Raw genomic sequence first — 20,447 nt, forward strand, 5'->3', positions numbered from 1 at the left:
TTTGATTGTGAAAAGTCGTCGCTTTGCGGCGGCTTTTTATATACATAAATCGGTCGTATGGCCGAGCTGAGGGGCGTTTAACGGATTAAATAGCGGCCAACTCTCGCTATCTGCCGTGTTTTCAGTTACAATTAAGGATACGTGAGGTGTCGTATGGAAAGTTGGCTATTTTTATTGGCAATTTTGGTGGTCGCCTGGCTCGGTAAGAACCAGTCACTCCAAATTGCTACGCTAATTGTGTTAGTGATCAAATTAATTCCTAACACGAGTAAACTCTTAACTACCATTGGTCAAAAAGGGATCAATTGGGGCGTCACGGTGATTACCGTGGCCATTTTGATTCCAATTGCAACTGGCCAAATCGGTTTTCGGGACTTGTGGCATGCGTTTAAGTCGCCAGTTGGCTGGATTGCCGTGGCGTGTGGTGTTTTAGTCTCAATTCTGTCCTTTCATGGTGTTGGGTTGCTATCGGCCACACCGGAGATTACCGTGGCCCTCGTCTTTGGGACGATTATGGGTGTGGTCCTATTCAAAGGAATTGCCGCTGGACCGATTATTGCGGCTGGAATTACTTATTGTCTAATTCAAGTTTTGCATTTAAGTTTGCAATGAAATTAAGGAGCAATTAATTAATGGAAAGTATTATGGGAACTGTCGTTACAGCGAAAGTAACGGATGAAAATGATGACGCGTATTTTGTACAGGTCAACGGTGAAACGTTGTGGGTTGATAAGCAAGAACCTGAGAAGCCCTTACATATTGGTGGGATGTATGAAGGCTTTGTTTATGAAAATGAAGATCATCATCAACAATTAACGCGATTTGTTCCTGAAATCTCGTTTGATCATTACGTTTGGGGAACGGTTGTCCGGACCCGGCATGATTTAGGCGTGTTCGTTGACGTTGGCTTACCTAACAAGGATTTAGTCGTATCACTTGATGAATTGCCAACTATCAGCCGGTTGTGGCCTAAGAAGGATGACCGCTTATTGGTTAAGCTTGCGCGCGATAACAAGCAACGGCTTTGGGCAACGTTAGCCGATGCCACTTATTTTGCAGAAATCGCTACCCCATATGATCAAAATCAAGTTAAAAATGCGGATACGATGGCAACTGTCTTTCGGTTAAAGATGGCCGGGACATCCGTGATTACTGATGATGGCCATTTAGGCTTCGTTCATCCATCTGAACGGGAACAAGAACCACGGTTAGGCCAGCACGTCAAAGCCCGGGTGATTGGTCATTTACGCGATGGTGAATTGAACTTGTCATTAAAGCCACGTGGTTACGAAGAAATTGGTGACGATGCGCAGATGTTATTGGCGTCATTACAACATCAAGCTGACCATACGTTACCATTCTGGGATAAAAGTGATCCGGAAGATATTCGCAATTACTTTGGGATTAGTAAATCGCAATTTAAACGGGCAGTTGGTAACTTATTGAAACAACGCATCATTAGCCAACAACCAGGCGAAATCAAGTTGATTGAGGTTGACGATGACCAAGCCGAGGATTAATCAAATGATGCAGGACCAGCTTGCTGATTACCTGCATTTTTTGCGTGTTGAGCGGGGACTAGTGACGAATAGCATCAAAAGTTATCAGCAGGATTTAACTGAATTCTGCCAGTACTTGATGACGCAAAAGTTAACCACGTTTAAAATGGTCGACCGCTATGTGGTTTTGAACTACTTACAAGTGTTAGATGAAGCTGGCAAGTCACGTAATACGATTATTCATACGGTATCGAGTTTACGAAAGTTTTTTCAGTATTTAGCGCAACAACATCAGATCGATAGTGATCCGATGCTAAAGATTGATACCCCCAAGCGGGCGCAACATTTACCGCAAGTCTTGTCGGCCCATGAAGTGGAACGTTTATTGGCGGTACCGCGACTGGATACACCGTTGGGCTTGCGTGACCGGGCGTTACTTGAAGTGATGTATGCGACTGGTTTGCGGGTTAGTGAAACGATTAATCTGAAAATGGCTGATTTACATCTAGATTTAGGTTTGATTCAAACGATTGGTAAAGGCGATAAGGAACGGATCATTCCGATTGGTGATGTGGCGATTGATTTTGTCGAGCGTTATTTGAAGACCGCACGACCAAAATTAGCGACTCCCAAACGGCGCAACCCGTATATCTTCTTGAATAATCACGGTGGACAATTAACGCGTCAAGGTGTTTGGAAAAACTTAAAAGCGTTAGTTAAAGCAGCTGGGATTGAGAAAAATGTGACACCGCATACGTTGCGGCATTCGTTCGCAACTCATATCTTAGAAAATGGGGCCGATCTGCGAGTGGTTCAAGAATTACTGGGTCACGCCGATATTTCAACGACCCAGATTTATACGCATATTACGAAGAAACGTTTGGCGGAAGTTTATAATAAGTATCATCCCCGGGCTTAGTTAGACAGGAGGTTGCGGATGCTCGTTAAATATCGAAAAGATTATGAGAAAGTGGCTATGGGTTTACTGTCGTTTATTCCGGACTTTAAGGATCTCGCCCATTTACAGACTGAGATGCAGTGGTATCAAGCAACTAGCAATCATCAGTTGTTTTTGTGGCGCCGGCCTGACGGTGATTTTAGTGGGGTGATTGGGATTGAAGTCGGTTCCGACTTCGTCTTGGTCCATCACGATTCATTGTCACCAGAAGAACGCAATCCGGCCAATCAACGCCAGATGCTGGATGAATTGGCCGCATTATTTCCAGATAAACGCGTGATGGGCACTTTAGAGATGGCCCCAATTATTGGTGAATGGGAGCGCAATCGTGACAAACAACAAACAACCGATCACAATTAAAATTTCAGAATTTGAAGGGCCGCTAGATTTATTACTGCATTTGATTCGGCAAAACAAGATGGATATCTATGATATTCCGATTGCCGATATTACGCAGCAGTATTTAGACTATTTACATTCGATGCAAGCGTTGCAATTAGATATCGCCGGCGATTACCTAGTGATGGCGGCAACTTTGATGACGATTAAGAGTCGTTATTTGTTGCCACAAACTATACCGGATCCTGAAGAAGACGACAGTGACGCTGAAGATCCACGGGATTCGTTAGTTGCTGAATTGTTGGCTTATAAAGTCTATCAAGAAGCTGCGGGGGAACTACGAGTCAAAGAGCAAGCCCGGCATCAGCATTTTACGCGCGGGGCAATGCTAGTACCCGCAGATGTCGCGACACCGACGTTAACGGCAGGCATTACGGTCGCTGACTTGCAAGCAGCCTTTCGTCAATTGGTCGCTAAGCGTCGCCGAGCCCGCCCATTGACGCGCACGGTCACGGCTGATCCAATTAATATTGAAGACCGAATGCAGCAAATTACGACCCAATTAACGCAACATCCCCATGAGACGGATTTTACGGCGCTATTTACGGCCGATGCAAGCGACGAGATGCTGGTCACCACCTTTATGGCCGTGCTAGAATTAACGAAACAAGCCCGGGTCACCCTCGTGCAAGCAACCGTCATGGGACCGATTCAGTTATATTTACGACAGGATGAACAAGATGACAAATAGTGAACAGATTGAAGGCTTGCTCTTTGTAGCAGGCGATGAAGGAATTACGGTGGCAGAGATTGAACATGCAACCGGGTTTGCGAAACCAGCAATTAATACCCTGTTAACGGAGTTAGCCGCAAAATATGCACAGGATGCGGACAGTGCGTTGATGATTTTGTCAACGGCTAATACGTACCGGTTGGCGACTAAGTCAGACGTTGCGGGTATTTTAAAGAAATATTTTGAAGCCCCTTTATCAACAAGTTTATCGCAAGCATCGTTAGAAGTTTTGGCAATCATTGCCTATCGCCAACCACTGACTCGCATTGAGATCGATGAGATCCGTGGGGTTCAAAGTGGGTCGACGATTCAAAAGCTCGTATTACGTCAATTAGTGACGGAGACCGGTCGTTTAAGCGAACCTGGTCGCCCCATTCTATATGGCACGACGGAACTGTTTTTGGACTACTTTGGCTTAAAGTCGTTAGATGACTTACCAGCGATTGATTTGGCAGCATTAACCGATACGGAACATCCCGCGCCAGAGACTGATTTATTTTTAACAGCCTTTCAGGATAAACTAGCGGGAATGGACCACCAAGAGAGCGAGGAATAATAATGGCAGAACGATTACAAAAGGTGATGGCTGAAGCCGGGATTGCATCACGGCGAAAGTCAGAAGTCTTGATTACATCTGGACACGTTCGGGTAAACGGCAAAGCAGTGACGACTCTGGGTGTTAAAGTTGACCCAACCGATCACGTTGAAGTTGACGGGGTCCCACTATTGGCAGAAAAACCCGTGTATTATTTATTTTATAAGCCACGAGGGGTCGTCACTACGGTTCATGATGAAAAGGGCCGTAAGACGGTGATGGACTTCTTTAAAGATGTGCCAGAACGCATCTATCCGGTCGGTCGGCTAGATTATGACACGTCAGGGCTTTTGATCATGACGAATGATGGTGCTTTGGCCAATCGGTTGACCCATCCGAAGTATGAAGTGAAGAAGACTTACTTGGCTAAGGTCGAAGGCGTGCCCACGAATGCTGATTTAAAGCAATTGCGATTAGGCGTCGAAATCGATGGTCGCAAAACGGCACCAGCTAAATCTAACTTGTTAGATAGTGACCAAAAGAAAAACAATGCGTTGGTCCAATTAACGATTCATGAAGGCCATAACCATCAAGTCAAACATATGTTGGCCGCCGTGGGACATCCCGTTACCAAGCTAAAACGGGAACGTTACGGTATCTTAGACTTGCAAAGTTTGCAGCCTGGGGAGTATCGTAAATTAAAGCCAATTGAAATCAGTAAATTAAAAGGTGAAAGATAGCGCTTGCATTATTGGTTGAAATTGGTTAAACTGTAGTTGTTAAAAAATTTTATATTGGTTCATCTTCAGGGCAGGGTGTGATTCCCGACCGGTGGTTAAAGCCCACGACCTATGAGTCTATAGTGATTTGGTGTAATTCCAAAGCCGACAGTTAAAGTCTGGTATAAAGAAGATCGAGCTTATTTGACATAAACTTGCAAATAACTCGCCCTGATATCGTGAAAACGTTTTCGGTGCGAGCTTTTTTGATGCTTATGACAATGCGGTTCATTGAAGATGACCCATAGGAGGGTGCGTTATGCAACAAACAACGTTACGCCGACTAGTGGGCATTGCCTTGCTCGGCGCGTGTGCATATATTGTCATGTTACTAGAATTCCCAATCATTCCGATTGCGTCATGGATGAAGATTGATTTTTCGGATATTCCGATTTTAATTGGGCTATTCTTGTACGGAATGGGTGGCGCGTTTGCCATCACGTTAGTTAAATTGGTCTTACATTCCGCCACTATGGGCTTTGCGATTCCAGACTTGATTGGCTCGCTAGCTAGTTTCATGGGTTCTGCCATTTTGATTATTGCGTTTGCTTTAGTTTTACGGTATTACCATGGTGATCAAAAGTGGCGGATGCCAATTGCGATTGGCTTAGCGACCGTTGGGTTAGTTGTGATCGAGTCGTTAGCTAATTTAACTTTTGTGTTGCCGTTCTACATGCAGGTCATGGGGATGAAGCTGAGTTTTTCTTTGAATACTTTGGTTTTAATTGCCGTGGTACCGTTCAATCTGATTAAGGGATTGTTAGTCGGTAATGTCTTTTGGTTAGTCTATAACCGCTTGGCGAAATGGTTAGGCAATCAAAATCAATTGATGAGCCGCGTTTAAAAAAACGACAATTTGGAGCGTTAACGTCACTGGCGTTAACGCTTTTTTATGCTATGCTGAAAGCACGATATTTTTTTGAAAGGATGGTGACCAGCATGTTTGCCGACTACGTTTTACTATTATTTACGACGGCACCGCGCCGGGCCAAGGCGTTGTTCAATGTTTGTCGGGGACGCCGGACCGTTTCGACATTGTTTGCCGGGCTGACGGCGGATCGACTGGCTTGGCTCGATAGTTGGCATGGCGTGCCGCTCAGTAAGTTTGAAGCCGCGGCCAATGAGTTGGTGCAGGCGGGTTGGTTACAGATCCCAGCGCCCGGTTATTTACAAGTGACTCCCGCGGGCGTTGACCAGCAAAAAAAATTAACACAGCAGTTATATCAGCCGGTCGCTTGGGCTCAATTTCAGGAAGTGGATGTACGCCGTTTTAATGTTTTAAATCAACTGGCATTGCAAGTGGTGTCAGAGTTTAGCCATCAAACGAATCGTTATTATCCCGTAACCACTGATCAAGGGATGCAAGCCACGGTTAAGTTGTGGTTCCGACGCTGGCACTCACCACAACTAGTGTCGCAAGTCGTGGCGGAATTAACGGGCTTTTTGACGACGTTGCCTAGCCCATTAGCCGATGTCTTTGCCAACAGCTTAACTGGGTTTGACTTTCCGGGTCAAACGGATCAACAACTAGCCCAATTGTTTCAACGGACGCCGGTGGAGATTTTAGTGATGCGCAAGGATTTAAATTGTCGTTGGATCGCGTGGTTACGCCAACAGCCAACGGGACCGTTAGCTGCTTTATTGCAGCCGCTAGTTAAAGCTAATCCAGTTAGTGTCAGTGCTTGGCAAACTTATCAAGACTTTCAGCAGGGTGCGAGCTTGGCACAGATTGCCACGCGGCGGCGCTTGAAAATGAGTACGGTGCGTGAACATCTATTAGAAGCTGCAATCCTGACCCCATCGTTTCCGTTTGAACAGTTGTTACAACCGGAAACGCGTCAGTTATTAGCTGAAACTTATGCGCAAACGCCGAGCCTTACACAATGGCGCTTCGAACAAGTTCAAGCAGTTGCACCCGACTTAGATTTCTTTTATTTCCGACTTTATCAGATAATGAGGTGTCAACGTGCAGCAGACTGAAATTTATCAACTTCTAAAACAAAAATACGGCTTTGATGACTTTCGGCCAGGGCAATATGACGTCATCAGTGATCTGCTGGCTGGTCAAGATGTCCTAGCCGTATTGCCGACTGGGACGGGTAAATCATTAATCTATCAATTTGTTGGGAACGTCTTACCAGGCTTAGTCGTGGTTGTATCGCCATTAATTTCACTGATGCAAGATCAGGTTGCCCGGCTAAATTATCAAGGCGAAAAACGCGTGGCGGCTTTGACCTCACAAGTAGACTTTAAGACCCGTCAAACGGTTTTAAATCAGTTAGCTAGTCTGAACTATTTATTTGTTTCGCCAGAAATGTTGAAGCAATCCTTAGTTTTGTCAGCGTTACAAGCTGTTCAGCTGGCTTTGTTCGTGGTGGATGAAGCGCATTGCATTTCGACTTGGGGTCCCGACTTTCGCCCGGACTATCTTGGCTTGGGGGCTCTGAAGCAACAATTAGGTCAGCCATTAACCTTGATGTTAACCGCGACGGCGACTCAAGCCGTTCGCCAAGATATTCTGACGCAAATGCAGGTGCCACAAGCTAAGGAAGTCGTTTATTCGGTTAATCGGCCCAATATTTATCTAGCCGTGGAAACAGTCAATGATGAAGCTGACAAGCGGGCACGTTTGCAACAACTCGTGACGTCAACTGCTACGCCAGCAATTATTTATTTTAGTTCTAAAAAACAGACGGACTTGATTGCCGATTGGTTGCGTGAGACCACCGGCTTACGGGTAGCGGCGTACCATGCGGGTCTATCAGGTGAGTCGCGTTTTAAGATTCAGCAGCAGTTTATGGCCGATCAATTGGATGTGATCTGTGCCACGTCAGCTTTTGGGATGGGAATCAATAAGGCTGATATTCGGTTAGTTGTCCATTATCATTTACCGACCACGTTAGCCGATTATGTCCAAGAAATTGGTCGGGCCGGTCGGGATGATCAGCAATCTTTAGCCGTGTTACTCTATGCGCCGGGAGATGAACAATTGGTTCGTAATCTAAACGATTTAACCGCGGCTAGTGCTAATGAGATTCAGTTAGATTATCAACGGTTTCAGCATCATCAAAAGCCGGTCGATGATTTAGCCCAAGTCCTGCAGTTTTACTGGGAGCACCAATATGCCGTCGACGCGGTGGTCACGCGCTTTAATCAGCGACAGCGGGCTAAAGCAACCGAGCTCAGTCAGCTGATGGCTTATGTTCAGACGACGACTTGTCGCCGAGCCGCAATGTTAGCTTATTTTGATGAACCGGCACCAGAACATACGGCCACTTGTTGTCAATTGGCAGGAACCGGGCTGCCAGTTACGGCACTAGGTTTACAAGCAACGGCTAGGACGGTCACGGCAACGGTTACACCATGGTCAACGGTGTTGGATCAACTGTTTTTACAAAATTCTTAAAGAAATTGATTAGGCGTTATGTTACAATATTTGATGAAAGTTTTTTGAGGAGGAACACCCTATGAGTCAAAAAAATGATGATAAGCAGTCTCAAGATAAAAAACCTTGGGACAAAACTTTTGAAGACGATCGGGATGATTCGGGCAATTTGTCGCGAACTCAAAAACGTAAGCAAGATAGTAGCAATTCAACGTTAACCACCGTCTTAGTGGTTTTAATTTTGTTGCTCGCCCTAGCGCCCATTGGCTATTTCTTGGTGCGCAAAAATTCGCTCAATAATCCGCAACAGACGGAGCAGGTCGCTAGTTCCAGTAAAAAAGCGTCTAGTTCGACCGTCGCCAAAGCCTCTTCAAAGGCCGCTGCCAAAAAAAGCCAGTCGGTGGCAGCCGCTAAGAAAAAAGCAGCCGCTAAAAAGAAAAGTAGCTTAGCAGTTGCCAGTTCCAAATCCAAGGCTAACTCAACCAGTAGTAGTACTAGTACCACTGATGAAAGCAGCAGTTCCGCGAGTACGGCTAGCAGTAGCAGTAGTTCGCAAAAAAGCAGCAGTTCATCAGCCACTGGTAGTAAGTATGTAACGGTTGAAGCTGGTCAAGGGGTTTATCGGGTCGCAACCAATGCTGGTATTTCAGTTGATAAGTTATTAGAACTTAATGGGTTGTCGTCCGGTTCGACCATTTCGGCTGGTCAACGGTTACGTGTCCGTTAAAAAACACGATTTTTAAATTGTGAGGGGTATTGTTAAATGGCTAAACAAGCATTACAAGTTGCCATTGATGGCCCAGCTTCAGCTGGTAAGAGTACCGTTGCCAAATTAGTTGCTAAACAATTTGGCTATATCTATGTGGATACTGGTGCCATGTATCGAGCCGTAACTTATTGGGCGATGCAGCACCAGGTATCTTTAACGGATGAAGCCGCGGTCGCCACGTTAATGCAAACATTAACGATTAGCTTCAAGCCGGGAGAACCTGATCAGTTGGTCTTTGCCAACGATCAGGAGATTACCATGGCAATTCGGCAACCAGATGTCACGAATAATGTGTCAACGATTGCCGCCTTACCAAAAGTTCGTGAGATTTTAACTGAACAGCAACGTCGGATTGCGGCGGCTGGTGGGATTGTGATGGATGGCCGCGATATTGGGTCAACGGTCTTACCCAATGCTGAAGTTAAGATTTTCTTGGTGGCTTCCGCCGCTGAACGGGCCAAACGCCGGTATGCGGAAAATATCCAAAAGGGTATCGACACACCCTTAGCCCAATTGCAGGCTGAAATTGAATTACGGGATCATAAAGATTCAACTCGTAAAGTATCACCGCTGACGCAGGCAACTGATGCGGTCTTGGTTGATACGACTCCGATGTCGATCGATCAAGTAGTTGAAACCATTGCCAATATTATAAAAAAACAAAGTTCAACAATCTAAATTGCATTAGTTAATGCTTTTAGCTAGCTTTTCATTGCGTTTTCAGCTATGATATAGGTTAGAGTTATTGTTGACAGGAGGAAATTTGCATGAGTGAAAATGAAAACAGTCAAAATGAGAAGAACGAACTTTTAGACGCTTTAAATAGTGTCGAAGAAGTGAACATCGGTGATGTAGTTAAGGGTGAAGTCTTAGCTATTGACGATGACAAGCAAGTTATCGTTGGGATCCAAGGTACCGGGGTTGAAGGGGTCGTTCCTTTGAAGGAACTCTCAACACAACGGGTTGAAGATGTCAACGAAGTCGCTAAAGTTGGCGACGTCTTAGACTTGGTCGTTATTTCTCGGATTGGTACCGATAAAGAAAACGGCAGTTACTTACTGTCACATCGTCGGTTAGAAGCTCGCAAAGTTTGGGACGATGTTGAAAAAGAATACGAAGCAGGTCATACGATCAAAGCACCTGTAACGCAAGTAGTTAAAGGTGGCTTAGTGGTTGATGCCGGTGTTCGTGGCTTTATCCCAGCCTCTATGATTGATGATCATTACGTTGAAGACTTGAACGCTTACAAGGGTCAAGAACTTGAACTTAAGATTATTGAAATCGAACCTAGCGAAAACCGTTTGATCTTGTCACATCGTGCCGTTGTTGAAAAGCAACGCGAAGCACAACGTGCCGAAGCCTTACAAACCTTACAAGCTGGCGAAGTTGTCACTGGTAAAGTTGCGCGTTTGACGAACTTTGGTGCCTTTGTTGATCTTGGTGGTATTGATGGGTTAGTTCACGTTTCCGAAATTTCATTCGAACGTGTTGAAAAGCCTGCTGATGTCTTGAAGGTTGGTCAAGAAGTTAAGGTTAAGATCTTATCTGTTGACGTTGATCGCGAACGGGTTTCATTATCAATCAAAGCAACCTTACCAGAACCTTGGGACGGGATTGAAGAAAAAGCCCCTCAAGGCGCTGTTCTTGATGGGAAAGTTAAACGTTTGACTAGCTTTGGGGCCTTCGTTGAAGTGTTCCCTGGTGTTGAAGGTTTAGTTCATATTTCTCAAATCTCACATCAACACATTGCAACACCTAACGATGTTTTGAGTGTTGGTCAAGAAATCAAGGTTAAGGTCTTAGATGTTCGTCCAGACGAAAAACGCTTGGCATTATCAATCAAGGCTTTGGAAGAAAAGCCACAAGCATCTGAAGGCGAAAATGAAAACCGCGGTAACAACAATCGTGGCGGTAACAATAACCGTCGCAACAACCGTTCAAACCGTTCCGCAAGCGAACGTTCAACGGCTAATGCCCCAGAAGAATCAACTGGTTTCACATTAGGTGATTTGATCGGTGACGAATTGAAGAATGCCGAAAACAACAATGATGAAAAATAATTGTCGTTAAGTTAAAAAATACCCTTCAAGCTTGTCTTGAAGGATATTTTTTTATGATTTTTAGTGCAAGGGAGGAATTTTAATGCCAAAACCAGTTGTCGCCATTGTTGGGCGGCCAAACGTCGGTAAATCCACGATTTTTAATCGGATTGCCGGTGATCGGATTTCCATCGTCGAAGATACCCCTGGGGTAACTCGCGATCGGATTTATGCGAATAGTGAATGGCTTGGTCAAAAGTTCAGTATGATTGATACTGGTGGGATCGATATTGATGATGCCCCATTTATTAAACAAATTACGGAACAGGCGGAAATCGCCATTGATGAAGCCGATGTGATCATTTATCTTGTCAGTGTTAAAGAAGGCGTGACCGATGCCGATGAACACGTGGCGCAGATTTTATATCGGTCAGATAAGCCGGTTGTTTTAGCAGTTAATAAAGTGGATAATCCAGAAATGCGGAGTGAAGTTTATGACTTCTATTCCTTAGGTTTTGGCGATCCATACCCGATTTCAGGGGCCCATGGCTTAGGCTTGGGTGATTTATTGGATGCCGTGGTGAAGAACTTTCCCGATTCAACGGGTGAAGATGAACCAGGGACGATTCGCTTTAGCTTGATTGGCCGCCCCAATGTTGGGAAGTCATCGATCGTGAATGCCTTATTAGGTGAAGATCGGGTCATTGTGTCAGATGTCGCTGGGACGACCCGTGACGCGATTGACACGAAGTTTACCGATGAAGCAGGTAATCGCTTCGTGATGGTTGATACGGCTGGTATCCGTAAAAAGGGTAAAGTCTACGAAAACACGGAACGTTACAGTGTGATGCGGGCGTTAAAGGCGATTGATAATAGTGATGTGGCGTTGTTTGTCATTAATGCGGACGAAGGCGTACGTGAACAGGATAAGCGAGTGGCAGGCTATGCCCATGAAGCCGGCAAAGCGATTATTATCGTGGTCAATAAGTGGGACTTGGTTAAGAAAGACAATCATACGATGCAAGAGTTCGAAGCTTACGTTCGTGATGAGTTCGTCTACCTAGCTTATGCCCCAATTATCTTCGTTTCAGCTAAAACGAGCCAACGCTTGGGACAATTGCCAGCCTTGATCCAAAAGGTCAGCTTGAATCATTCACGGCGGATTCAATCGTCCGTCTTAAATGATGTCATTATGGATGCCATTGCGATGAATCCAACACCAAGTGATAACGGGAAGCGGTTGCGGGTCTACTATGCAACCCAAGTGGCGATTCAGCCACCGACTTTTGTGGTTTTCGTTAATGACCCGGATATGATGCATTTCTCATATGAACGTTTCCTTGAAAATCAGATTCGAAATGCCTTTGATTTTACTGGAACGCCAATTCATATGATTGAACGGCGGCGTAAGTAGGCAAAACCGCGCGAAATCGGCATTTTAGCATAAGGATTTAAAGTTGTAAACGATTATTACTCAAATTTCAAATTTTGAGCAAAAACCTCAAAAAAGCTTGCTATTACAGCATTCCTATGCTATCTTTGAACAAGAAATGATGCTTGTCATCGTTTCTCTCATTTTTGGACCACTCAAAAATGATCATCTGGATGTACGTACTTAAATACATACATCTTCACTCTGTAAAGGGGAGGTGAATCAAACATGGCAAACAAAGCTGAATTAGTTAACAACGTTGCTGCGGCAACTAACTTAACTAAGAAAGACGCAACTGCTGCAGTCGATGCAGTTTTTGCATCAATCCAAGAAACCCTTGCAAAGGGCGAAAAAGTTCAACTGATTGGATTTGGTAACTTCGAAGTACGTGAACGTGCCGCTCGTAAGGGCCGCAACCCACAAACTGGTCAAGAAATCCAAATTCCTGCAAGCAAAGTACCTGCATTTAAGCCAGGGAAAGCTTTAAAGGACGCAGTTAAATAATTTCCTTAAAGTGTAAACTTTTAAGCCAGCATAACAACCGTTATGCTGGCTTTTTTGTGTTGGTTTGCGTTATGATAGTTAGTCGAGCTGTCAGAGTGTGAGCACGACCGGGTTGCCCATGAGCATTGCCTAGCTAACTCAGTTGACCGGTGAACTTCCGGTCGGGTGGGTTAGCGTAGCAAGCGGAGTGGGCAGGTCGTGCGAACACGTTTCAGCAACTAGAGCAATCAAAACGGGGCCTTGAACCCAAGTCCCCAATCAATTCACAACAAAGGATGGGTGCCATGACTTATTCAGAAAAAATGCTCGCTGCCTTATCAAATGGTCAGCTAGAAACGGCGAACAAACACTATGCGTGGGCGTTACGCAAAGATGATGATGACACACTTTATAGTTTAGCTGAGGAATTATACGGCCTCGGCTTTTTAAAACAAGCGACCCGGATTTATAAAAAATTATTAGCGAAGTACCCGGATGAAGATAGTTTACGGACTAGTTTAGCCGATATTGCCATTGATGAAGACGATACCGATTTGGCATTGGACTACTTGCACCAAGTTAAGCCGGATTCACCGGCCTATGTCCAGGCTTTATTGGTCGAGGCTGATTTGTATCAAACGCAAGAATTATTCGAAGTTAGTGAGCAAAAGTTGGTTGAAGCGTACCGGATTGATCCGGACGAACCAATCGTTGAGTTTGCTTTAGCGGAATTTTACTTTTTGATTCGTAACTATAGCAAAGCGATTCGGTTTTATTTGGATTTGATCAAGCAAGGGCAACTAGAGATTTCTAAAGTTAACTTGGTGGAACGGCTCGGGGTATCTTATGCTGAATCGGGTCATTTCGAGCAAGCGGTCGGGTATTTGGAACAGATCAAGCCGGCTAAGCTCACGCCTGATAGCCAGTTCGAACTGGGCTTTACGTACCTCCAATTGGACGAACCGCGTAAGGCGATTGACGTGCTTAATAAATTACGAGAACAAGATTCGCAGTATGCTTCCATTTACCCGTACTTAGCTGAAGCCCAAGAAAAGCTGAATCAGTTGGATAAAGCCTTAATGACCTTACAAGAAGGCTTAGCCGTGGATCAATATAATGAACAGCTTTATTTACAAACGGCACGGATTGCGTTGAAGCTAGATGATCAAGATTTAGCCGAAAAGTATTTACGGGAAGGCTTGAGTATCGATCCGGAAAACTTGACGACGGTCTTAGAATTATCCAACTTGTTAGTCCAACAAGAACGCTATCAAGATAACGTGGCCTTATTGGATCAATACTTGCAGAGTAATGAATTTGATCCCCAATTTTACTGGAATTTGGCAGTCTCAAATGCACATTTGGACCACTTCAAGGCCGCCCGCGATAATTACTTGGCTGCTTACCCGTTCTTTGAACATAATGAAGACTTCTTGAAGCCCGCGATTTACTTCTTCCGTGAAGCTGGGATGGTTGATGAGACAGTTGCAGCCTTACGAAATTACCTGGCGATTGAACCTGATGATGGGGCAATGGTGGCGATGCTTGAGGATTTTGAAGACCAGGGCTATTGATGTTGAAAATGCTTACAACTTTGGTAAAATAAAGTTAAGCGGCTGTGAGTGCAATTAGTCATGGCTAAAAAATCAAGGCTCAGCACGGGTTACGGGTAATTGACCTCCTGATGTAATGAGTGATTTAGGGGGAATTTATTTGAAAGTAGCTTTAATTGCGTCGGACTTAGATGGGACTTTTTTACGCGATGATCATGACTTTGACCATGCGCGTTTCCAGGCCCAACTTGATCAAATCAATGCCAATGGGCAACATTTCGTGGTTGCCAGTGGGAATCAGCTCCAACACTGTATCGATGTTTTTAATGGCATTGAAGGCGAATTAACGTATGTAGCCGAAAATGGCGGCTTAGTGATTGATAATCACGGACATGTCTTGCATGAAAGTGTTTTAACGCCGCAAGTTTTAGCTGAATTATTGGCATTTGTTGGCACGGAGCCTGCTTTAGCTGGGGCCAGCATGTCGTTATCTGGCAAACAAGCAGCTTATATCCGGCCGATTGATGATAGCGACTTGATGCGATACTTCTTAAGCAACATCGCCGTAGTGGATGATTTAACGGCTGTCGATGATCATATTTATAAGGCGACCTTCAGTTGGGCCCACCAGGACATCAATCAACAAGCAGCCATCATTAATCAGCGCTTTAAAGGTCGTTTGCGGGCAACTGTGAGTGGGGGTAATGGTTTAGATGTCATTAACCCTAATGTGAATAAGGCTCAAGGTTTGGCTTATTTGCAGCAACGGTGGCAAGTTCCTTTCAGTCAAACGGCGGCTTTTGGGGATAATGGCAATGACTTAGAGATGTTGCGTGAAGCAGAATATAGCTTTGCGATGCGCAATGCGATTGCGCCCGTTAAAGCCATGGCGACTTATCAGACTCGATTGGATAACAATCATGATGGGGTCTTGCATGAAATTGAGGCGTTAATTTAAAAAATTGGGCTTGGCTAATTTAGCTAAGCCCAATTTTTTGCCGTTTTTAGCGCTTCACCCCTGCACCATTAGCTCGTTGTCTGCTAAAATGAAAAGGATAAGTGGTTTTAACTTTAAGGAGGAATTGTATTTTGGCAAACGTAAAAGTAATTGTAGCCGGCTACAAAGGTCGGATGGGCAGTACGGCCGCTCAAATGGTCATCGATAACGCTGATTTTGATTTGGTAGGGGTTTATGATGCGCGCTCTAAGGATCAAAACTTAGGGGAAGATGCCCGGTTTAGTGGTCAAGATGTGCCCGCCTTTCATGACTTAACCGCGATTAAGACCGATGCAACGGTTTGGATCGACTTTACGATTCCAACGGCGGTCTATGAAAATGCCAAGTTCGCCCTCAACAATGGCATTTCGCCAGTGATTGGGACAACCGGGATGACCGATGAACAAGTCGCTGATTTACAAAAATTAGCGAAAGCTAAGCAAGTCGGTGGCTTGATTGCGCCTAACTTTGGGATCAGTGCGGTTTTGTTGATGCAATTCGCTCAACAAGCAGCGAAATACTTCCCAGATGCTGAAATCATTGAAATGCACCATGATGATAAGATCGATTCACCTAGTGGGACGGCGATCAGCACTGCTAGGAAGATTGCGGAAGTTCGCAAGCCTAAGCAACAAGGTAATCCCGATGCAACGGAAACCTTACCGGGAGCTCGTGGTGCGGAATATGAAGGCATGCGGATTCATGCGGTGCGGTTACCAGGCTTGGTTGCACATGAAGAAGTCATGTTTGGCGGCCCTGGTGAAGGCTTAACGATTCGTCAAGATTCATTTGATCGGATTTCATTTATGACCGGGGTTAAAGTGGCTGTTGGTAAGATTAACCAATATCATGAATTGATGATTGGGTTGGAAAACTTACTATGATTTTGACACAATTACCAACGGCTTTTCAGCAGGCAAAACCAATCATTGAGACGATTGAGGCGGCCGGTTACGAGGCGTACTTTGTTGGTGGTGGCGTGCGAGATACGATCTTAGGCAAACCGTTGCACGATGTTGATATCGCGACGAGTGCGTTTCCAGCGGAAGTCAAAGGGTTGTTTAAACGAACGGTTGATACCGGGATTGAACATGGTACTGTGATGATTTTAGATCACGGGACGGGCTATGAAACAACAACGTTTCGGACGGAATCCGGCTATCAAGATTATCGCCGGCCTGATAAGGTCACGTTTGTTCGGTCATTAAAAGAAGACTTAAAGCGACGCGACTTTACTGTTAATGCCTTAGCGATGCGGGCAAACGGTGAAGTGATTGATTTATTTGATGGCTTGGCCGATTTAAAGGCTGGTGTTTTGCGGGCCGTTGGCGTTGCGGAAGATCGGTTCCATGAAGATGCATTGCGGATGATGCGGGCCGTGCGCTTTGCTAGTCAATTAGACTTTACGATTGAGCCGCAGACCCAACAAGCTATCACTGACAATGTCGCTTTACTAACCAAAATCGCCGTTGAACGGACGCGGGTTGAATGGGAAAAGCTGTTAATGGGGCAACAACCCCAACGTGGCTTGCAAGCACTGTTGGATACAAAGTTGTATCAGTATATGCCGCAAATGGCTGATCAACAAGCGATGCTACAACGATTAATCGACTTACCAGCTTGGCAGTTACCCACGATTGAAAGTACCTGGACGTTGCTTGCTTGGTTAATGGACTTACCTGATCAGGCCGCGATTCGCCGCTTGTTAAAAGCTTGGAAGACCAGTAATGATTTGATCGACCACGTGAGCGCCGCCTGGTTGGTCGTGAGCGCGCTCAAACAACGTGGCCAGCTAACGGCTAGTGAATTGTTTTCTGCGGGCGCAGCGGCTTTAGAAACGGCCAATACAGTGGCTAACTTGCTAGGCTTCGGTCAACCCCAAGTCGCATTGACGGCGGCTTATGCGGCGTTGCCGATTCAAGATAAGCACGAGTTGGCGATTAATGGCGGCGACTTATTACGGCATCAGCTAACGACGCCGGGCCCACAAATGGGACAGATTTTGGCGCAACTGTTGCACGCAGTCGTGACGGGAAAAGTGAAGAACGAATCAGCCGACTTGCTTGATTTTGCGAGCATGATAGCGGATACAAAAAACGATTGATATTTTCTATAAATCTGTTACGATTAACTTGAAACTAATTCAATGAGGTGATCGCAAATGGAAAGAGCACTAGAAGCATTAAAGTTTTATTTTCGGAATGGCGATACTTGGGTTGTGAACCATCAAGACATTTCAGACCTTTGGATTGGCCGGGTAACGACTAGTTATGGTCGCATCAAGGGTGGCAAGATGACGGTGATTCATCCCTGTCACTCGTTTAAAGCGGAATTTGAACCAGATGCGGATGCCGTCGATCCAGATACAACTTACTTGTCATCTGTGACTAGTGGGATGTTTGAACGGGTTACTCATTATCAAGATATTGAAAAGCTCGATATTTTGTTTGGTGACGAACGGGGTAGCGAACAAGTTTACTTGCCATTCAAGCCTAAAGACGTGGACGGGATTGATAATATCTATCAAACCAGTTCAATCGATAAAGATGGTAAACTCCATTTAGTGGTTGAAACTGGTCGGACGGTCTTAGATGTTTACGGCGCCTAAAATTAAATGAAACTTAAAGAGAAACCACTCAACGGATTAAAGCCGGTGGGTGGTTTTTACTGTTGGCACTAACGTAAATGTTGTTAATACGGTTAGTACTAGTTGGCTTAAATCGTCACTTGGGTTGGGCCAGAATCGGCTGGGACGTGGTGGCCAGGTTTATGAGCCGAAGTTTGGGCTTCAAAATGTGTCATGGCATGTTGGCATTTTAGTTACTAACCGGCAGGCGGCAAGTTTAGCTTGAACCAAGCATATGGTCGATTTAACGTTGGCCGAGCTAATATTGGCGAGCTGAAGCAAAGTTTGCTAGTTGTGTTTTTACGCATTTCTAGCTAAGATAGAATGTAATTGAAGTTAAGGGGTGGATAGTAAGGTATGCAAACATTAAGAGCAGAAAATCTGACCCGGACTTATGGTGAGAAAACGTTATTCAAAGATATTTCGTTTATCGTGAATGAACATGATCGGATTGGCGTAATCGGCGTCAATGGTTCCGGGAAGACGAATTTATTGGATGTCCTCGCGGGGGTGACCGCGCCTGAAGCCGGTCAACTCGTGAAACCTAAAAATTATGAAATCGGGTATTTGACCCAACAGCCGGACTTGAATGAAGACTTAACGGTGTTAGACGCGGTTTTGGCCGGAAGCCAGCAAGTTTTTAAAACTATTCGGCATTATGAACAAACATTAGCGGACTATGCTGATCGACCAGAAGATCCAGCAACGGAAAAAGCTTATATGGCAGCGGAAACGCGGATGAATCAAGAAGATGCCTGGAATGCAGAAAGTGATGTCAAAACGATTTTGACGCAACTGCATTTAACCGACTTGACGCAAACGGTGAAGACGTTATCTGGTGGTCAACGCAAGCGGGTTGGGTTGGCGCAAGTCTTAATTCAATCGCCTGATTTATTATTATTGGATGAACCGACCAACCATTTGGACTTTGATTCCATCGAATGGTTGGAAACGTATTTGGCAGCTTATAAAGGCGCCTTGATTGTGGTTACCCATGATCGGTATTTCTTAGACCAAGTAGCCAATCAAATGTTTGAGCTGTCGTTTGGGGAACTGTATAAATATACGGGAAACTATCAGGATTATGTGCAAGCTAAAGCCGAACGGGTTGCCCGCGATGTCACGGCTGAACATAAGCAGCAACAGTTATATAAAAAAGAATTGGCCTGGATGCGGGCTGGGGCGCCAGCGCGGAGTACGAAACAGCAAGGCCGGATTAATCGGTTTAATGATTTAAAAGATAATTTAAATACCTTGCAAGTTGATCATGATGTGGATATTTCACTGGGGCAGCAACGCTTGGGCAAGAAAGTTATTGAATTAAAAAATGCAAGTTTGAGCTTTGATGGTCAACCGATTCTAAACGACTTTTCAATGCTCATTCAGGCCCATGATCGAATTGGAATTACCGGGCTAAATGGTGCTGGTAAGTCAAGTCTGTTAAACGTGATTGCTGAACGGCTCCCGCTTGACAGCGGTACCGTGACCATCGGCGAAACTGTCAAAATGGCTTACTATACGCAACAGACCGAACCGATTCCTGGCGATAAGCGAATCATCAATTATTTACAAGAAGTTGGTGAAAATGTCGTCAATAAACAGGGTGAACACGTTTCGGTTACAGAGTTATTAGAAGAATTCCTCTTTCCCCGTTCGATGCATGGGACTTTAATTCGAAAGCTATCAGGTGGCGAAAAACGGCGGTTGTATTTATTAAAACTCTTAATGCAACAGCCGAACGTCTTATTATTAGATGAACCGACGAATGATTTAGATATCGGGACGTTAACTGTTTTGGAAAGTTATTTGGCTGATTTTGCTGGGACGGTTATTACGGTCTCACATGATCGCTACTTCCTAGATAAAGTTGGGACGAAACTCTTGATCTTTGATGGTAAGGGCCAGATTGAACGGTATGCTGGGCGATTCTCGAGTTATTTGAAGGATCAAAAAGCTGCGGAGAAACCAACTGTGTCGAAAGCCAAGGCCACGCCGAAAGCTGAGCCCACTAAGCCAGCTGATCCTAAAGAAAAAGTGAAGCTGACTTACGCGGAACAGTTAGAATATGACAAAATTGAAGGTGTCATCGAAAAACTCGATGCTCATAAGACTGAAGTAGAACAAGCCATGGCTGACAATGCTAGTGATTATGGTAAGTTAGCCGATCTACAAAAAGACCTAACTGCGACGGAAACGTCGATTGATGAAAAAATGAACCGTTGGGATTACTTAAGCCAATTTGCGGAGGCCTGAAAGGATG

General features: G+C 44.9%; 21 protein-coding genes and 1 riboswitch. All 21 genes read left to right on the forward strand.

Going from position 1 to position 20,447, the window contains the following annotated elements:
- The first annotated feature begins 153 nt into the window (after positions 1 to 153).
- The 21 genes from FFM77_RS01960 (at position 154) to FFM77_RS02065 (ending at position 20,440) form a co-directional block, all read left to right on the forward strand.
- Positions 154 to 612: a DUF441 domain-containing protein gene (locus FFM77_RS01960; protein ID WP_137634071.1), complete on the forward strand. Its 459-nt coding sequence runs from the start codon at positions 154 to 156 to the stop codon at positions 610 to 612.
- Positions 613 to 632: 20 nt separating this feature from the next.
- On the forward strand, positions 633 to 1,520 hold the full coding sequence (locus FFM77_RS01965; RefSeq protein WP_137634072.1) for a CvfB family protein: 888 nt from the start codon (positions 633 to 635) through the stop codon (positions 1,518 to 1,520).
- Positions 1,521 to 1,527: 7 nt separating this feature from the next.
- A complete protein-coding gene (xerD, locus tag FFM77_RS01970; RefSeq protein WP_137634105.1) occupies positions 1,528 to 2,418 on the forward strand; it encodes a site-specific tyrosine recombinase XerD in 891 nt (296 codons plus the stop codon).
- An 18-nt stretch (positions 2,419 to 2,436) separates the two neighbouring features.
- Positions 2,437 to 2,817 (forward strand): N-acetyltransferase, encoded by a 381-nt coding sequence (locus FFM77_RS01975; RefSeq protein WP_137634073.1) that lies wholly within the window; start codon positions 2,437 to 2,439, stop codon positions 2,815 to 2,817.
- Positions 2,786 to 3,547, forward strand: coding sequence for a segregation and condensation protein A (locus FFM77_RS01980; protein WP_379893646.1), 762 nt, complete (start codon positions 2,786 to 2,788; stop codon positions 3,545 to 3,547). Before FFM77_RS01975 ends, FFM77_RS01980 begins: the two co-directional genes overlap by 32 nt.
- The gene (gene scpB / locus FFM77_RS01985; RefSeq protein ID WP_137634074.1) at positions 3,537 to 4,145 is read left to right on the forward strand and encodes an SMC-Scp complex subunit ScpB; all 609 of its coding nucleotides are present in this window, start codon (positions 3,537 to 3,539) and stop codon (positions 4,143 to 4,145) included. The genes FFM77_RS01980 and scpB overlap by 11 nt, the downstream gene beginning before the upstream one ends.
- Positions 4,146 to 4,147: 2 nt before the next feature.
- Entirely contained in the window at positions 4,148 to 4,864 is a 717-nt protein-coding gene (locus FFM77_RS01990) for a pseudouridine synthase (protein WP_137634075.1), read from the forward strand.
- Between the two features lie 57 nt (positions 4,865 to 4,921).
- A riboswitch (FMN riboswitch) is annotated at positions 4,922 to 5,042 on the forward strand.
- A 120-nt stretch (positions 5,043 to 5,162) separates the two neighbouring features.
- Entirely contained in the window at positions 5,163 to 5,747 is a 585-nt protein-coding gene (locus tag FFM77_RS01995) for an ECF transporter S component (protein WP_137634076.1), read from the forward strand.
- 95 nt (positions 5,748 to 5,842) lie between these two features.
- Entirely contained in the window at positions 5,843 to 6,883 is a 1,041-nt protein-coding gene (locus FFM77_RS02000; RefSeq protein ID WP_137634077.1) for a YpbB family protein, read from the forward strand.
- A complete protein-coding gene (locus FFM77_RS02005) occupies positions 6,870 to 8,309 on the forward strand; it encodes a RecQ family ATP-dependent DNA helicase (RefSeq protein ID WP_137634078.1) in 1,440 nt (479 codons plus the stop codon). The genes FFM77_RS02000 and FFM77_RS02005 overlap by 14 nt, the downstream gene beginning before the upstream one ends.
- A 61-nt stretch (positions 8,310 to 8,370) precedes the next feature.
- The gene (locus tag FFM77_RS02010; protein WP_137634079.1) at positions 8,371 to 9,015 is read left to right on the forward strand and encodes a LysM peptidoglycan-binding domain-containing protein; all 645 of its coding nucleotides are present in this window, start codon (positions 8,371 to 8,373) and stop codon (positions 9,013 to 9,015) included.
- A gap of 36 nt (positions 9,016 to 9,051) precedes the next feature.
- Positions 9,052 to 9,735 carry a (d)CMP kinase gene (gene cmk / locus FFM77_RS02015; protein ID WP_137634080.1) on the forward strand — a complete coding sequence of 228 codons (684 nt, stop codon included), beginning with the start codon at positions 9,052 to 9,054 and terminating at the stop codon, positions 9,733 to 9,735.
- A gap of 89 nt (positions 9,736 to 9,824) precedes the next feature.
- Complete coding sequence (gene rpsA / locus FFM77_RS02020) at positions 9,825 to 11,117, forward strand: 30S ribosomal protein S1 (RefSeq protein ID WP_137634081.1); 1,293 nt, start codon at positions 9,825 to 9,827, stop codon at positions 11,115 to 11,117.
- Between the two features lie 82 nt (positions 11,118 to 11,199).
- On the forward strand, positions 11,200 to 12,510 hold the full coding sequence (gene der, locus FFM77_RS02025; protein ID WP_137634082.1) for a ribosome biogenesis GTPase Der: 1,311 nt from the start codon (positions 11,200 to 11,202) through the stop codon (positions 12,508 to 12,510).
- 246 nt (positions 12,511 to 12,756) lie between these two features.
- The gene (locus FFM77_RS02035; protein ID WP_130843361.1) at positions 12,757 to 13,032 is read left to right on the forward strand and encodes an HU family DNA-binding protein; all 276 of its coding nucleotides are present in this window, start codon (positions 12,757 to 12,759) and stop codon (positions 13,030 to 13,032) included.
- 284 nt (positions 13,033 to 13,316) lie between these two features.
- Positions 13,317 to 14,585 (forward strand): tetratricopeptide repeat protein, encoded by a 1,269-nt coding sequence (locus FFM77_RS02040; protein WP_137634084.1) that lies wholly within the window; start codon positions 13,317 to 13,319, stop codon positions 14,583 to 14,585.
- A gap of 139 nt (positions 14,586 to 14,724) precedes the next feature.
- Positions 14,725 to 15,522, forward strand: coding sequence for a Cof-type HAD-IIB family hydrolase (locus tag FFM77_RS02045; protein WP_137634085.1), 798 nt, complete (start codon positions 14,725 to 14,727; stop codon positions 15,520 to 15,522).
- 173 nt (positions 15,523 to 15,695) lie between these two features.
- On the forward strand, positions 15,696 to 16,445 hold the full coding sequence (gene dapB, locus FFM77_RS02050) for a 4-hydroxy-tetrahydrodipicolinate reductase (protein ID WP_137634107.1): 750 nt from the start codon (positions 15,696 to 15,698) through the stop codon (positions 16,443 to 16,445).
- Positions 16,442 to 17,665 (forward strand): CCA tRNA nucleotidyltransferase, encoded by a 1,224-nt coding sequence (locus tag FFM77_RS02055; RefSeq protein WP_137634086.1) that lies wholly within the window; start codon positions 16,442 to 16,444, stop codon positions 17,663 to 17,665. The genes dapB and FFM77_RS02055 overlap by 4 nt, the downstream gene beginning before the upstream one ends.
- A 57-nt stretch (positions 17,666 to 17,722) precedes the next feature.
- Positions 17,723 to 18,169, forward strand: coding sequence for a hypothetical protein (locus FFM77_RS02060; RefSeq protein ID WP_137634087.1), 447 nt, complete (start codon positions 17,723 to 17,725; stop codon positions 18,167 to 18,169).
- 375 nt (positions 18,170 to 18,544) lie between these two features.
- Positions 18,545 to 20,440, forward strand: a complete 1,896-nt coding sequence (locus tag FFM77_RS02065; protein ID WP_137634088.1) for an ABC-F family ATP-binding cassette domain-containing protein — start codon at positions 18,545 to 18,547, stop codon at positions 20,438 to 20,440.
- Positions 20,441 to 20,447 lie beyond the last annotated feature (7 nt).

This window comes from Lactiplantibacillus songbeiensis (genome assembly GCF_005405125.1).
Classification (GTDB): domain Bacteria; phylum Bacillota; class Bacilli; order Lactobacillales; family Lactobacillaceae; genus Lactiplantibacillus; species Lactiplantibacillus songbeiensis.

What these genes read in the sequence shown, in the direction of transcription:
- FFM77_RS02055 (WP_137634086.1), top strand. Translation starts at nt 16,442, where the DNA reads ATGATTTTGACACAATTACCAACGGCTTTTCAGCAGGCAAAACCAATC.
- FFM77_RS02065 (WP_137634088.1), top strand. Translation starts at nt 18,545, where the DNA reads ATGCAAACATTAAGAGCAGAAAATCTGACCCGGACTTATGGTGAGAAA.
- dapB (WP_137634107.1), top strand. Translation starts at nt 15,696, where the DNA reads ATGGGCAGTACGGCCGCTCAAATGGTCATCGATAACGCTGATTTTGAT.
- FFM77_RS02060 (WP_137634087.1), top strand. Translation starts at nt 17,723, where the DNA reads ATGGAAAGAGCACTAGAAGCATTAAAGTTTTATTTTCGGAATGGCGAT.
- xerD (WP_137634105.1), top strand. Translation starts at nt 1,528, where the DNA reads ATGCAGGACCAGCTTGCTGATTACCTGCATTTTTTGCGTGTTGAGCGG.
- FFM77_RS01965 (WP_137634072.1), top strand. Translation starts at nt 633, where the DNA reads ATGGAAAGTATTATGGGAACTGTCGTTACAGCGAAAGTAACGGATGAA.
- FFM77_RS02000 (WP_137634077.1), top strand. Translation starts at nt 5,843, where the DNA reads ATGTTTGCCGACTACGTTTTACTATTATTTACGACGGCACCGCGCCGG.
- FFM77_RS02010 (WP_137634079.1), top strand. Translation starts at nt 8,371, where the DNA reads ATGAGTCAAAAAAATGATGATAAGCAGTCTCAAGATAAAAAACCTTGG.
- FFM77_RS01960 (WP_137634071.1), top strand. Translation starts at nt 154, where the DNA reads ATGGAAAGTTGGCTATTTTTATTGGCAATTTTGGTGGTCGCCTGGCTC.
- scpB (WP_137634074.1), top strand. Translation starts at nt 3,537, where the DNA reads ATGACAAATAGTGAACAGATTGAAGGCTTGCTCTTTGTAGCAGGCGAT.
- der (WP_137634082.1), top strand. Translation starts at nt 11,200, where the DNA reads ATGCCAAAACCAGTTGTCGCCATTGTTGGGCGGCCAAACGTCGGTAAA.
- FFM77_RS01990 (WP_137634075.1), top strand. Translation starts at nt 4,148, where the DNA reads ATGGCAGAACGATTACAAAAGGTGATGGCTGAAGCCGGGATTGCATCA.
- rpsA (WP_137634081.1), top strand. Translation starts at nt 9,825, where the DNA reads ATGAGTGAAAATGAAAACAGTCAAAATGAGAAGAACGAACTTTTAGAC.
- FFM77_RS02040 (WP_137634084.1), top strand. Translation starts at nt 13,317, where the DNA reads ATGACTTATTCAGAAAAAATGCTCGCTGCCTTATCAAATGGTCAGCTA.
- FFM77_RS01995 (WP_137634076.1), top strand. Translation starts at nt 5,163, where the DNA reads ATGCAACAAACAACGTTACGCCGACTAGTGGGCATTGCCTTGCTCGGC.
- FFM77_RS02035 (WP_130843361.1), top strand. Translation starts at nt 12,757, where the DNA reads ATGGCAAACAAAGCTGAATTAGTTAACAACGTTGCTGCGGCAACTAAC.
- FFM77_RS01975 (WP_137634073.1), top strand. Translation starts at nt 2,437, where the DNA reads ATGCTCGTTAAATATCGAAAAGATTATGAGAAAGTGGCTATGGGTTTA.
- cmk (WP_137634080.1), top strand. Translation starts at nt 9,052, where the DNA reads ATGGCTAAACAAGCATTACAAGTTGCCATTGATGGCCCAGCTTCAGCT.